1 protein-coding gene is annotated in these 793 nt (G+C 32.4%); it reads left to right on the top strand.

The annotated features are described in order from the left end of the window. Window positions 1-87: 87 nt before the first annotated feature. Window positions 88-793 (top strand): IS982 family transposase (locus tag IV513_RS15560; protein WP_209391462.1); only part of this gene is annotated, 706 nt, incomplete at its 3' end.

The raw sequence follows: 793 nt of genomic DNA, 5'->3' as shown, positions 1-793 counted from the left end.
ACCCGTTGTGCATTATGAAATAAAAAAGTAAAAAGTTGTTCATTTGATTGAAAATCAGTAAATTGAATTAGCCATAATACATTTACAATGAACAACTTAAGTGCAAATTACGAAAGAATTTTGGAAGTTTTGAGAAAAATATCAAATGAAAACCTTCTGTCTTATCAAAGACGAGTTCCCAAAATGAAAGATTTAGAATTAATAAGTCTGGCACTAACTGCTGAATACATGGGAATTGACAGCGAAAATCATCTTTTCCGACAGCTTCCAAAAGCAATAAAATGTAAGATAGAGCGAAGCGTTTATAATCGTCGCAAACGCAGATTATCAAATAAGATTAATGATTTACGAATGAAAATAGCAGAAAGTTTTAATGAGTTTGAGAAGTTTTTCATTATTGACAGTATGCCTGTAGAAGTTTGTAAACTTTCCAGAAGTGGTACTTCGAAAATCTGTAAAGATGCCGAATATTGTTATCCAAACAGAGGTTTTTGTGCTTCTCAGCAGATGTCTTTTTATGGATACAAACTCCATGCGGTTTGTTCTGTAAATGGTGTTTTCCAAAGTATAGATTTGAGTCCCGCTTCTGTACACGACATCCATTATTTAAAAGACATCAGAGAACAATTATCGAATTGTACATTGCTTGGAGACAAAGGCTATTTGTCGTCTGAAATTCAAATAGATTTGTTTAATTATGCCAACATAGAACTGGAGACTCCGAAAAGAATCAATCAAAAGGAGTATAAACCACAGTTTTATTTGTACAAAAAGCAAAGAAAAAGGATTGAGA

Origin of the sequence: Chryseobacterium sp. RR2-3-20 (genome assembly GCF_017808115.1) — a bacterium.
Classification (GTDB): domain Bacteria; phylum Bacteroidota; class Bacteroidia; order Flavobacteriales; family Weeksellaceae; genus Chryseobacterium; species Chryseobacterium oryzae.
This window is presented reverse-complemented; position numbering and strand designations above follow the sequence as displayed.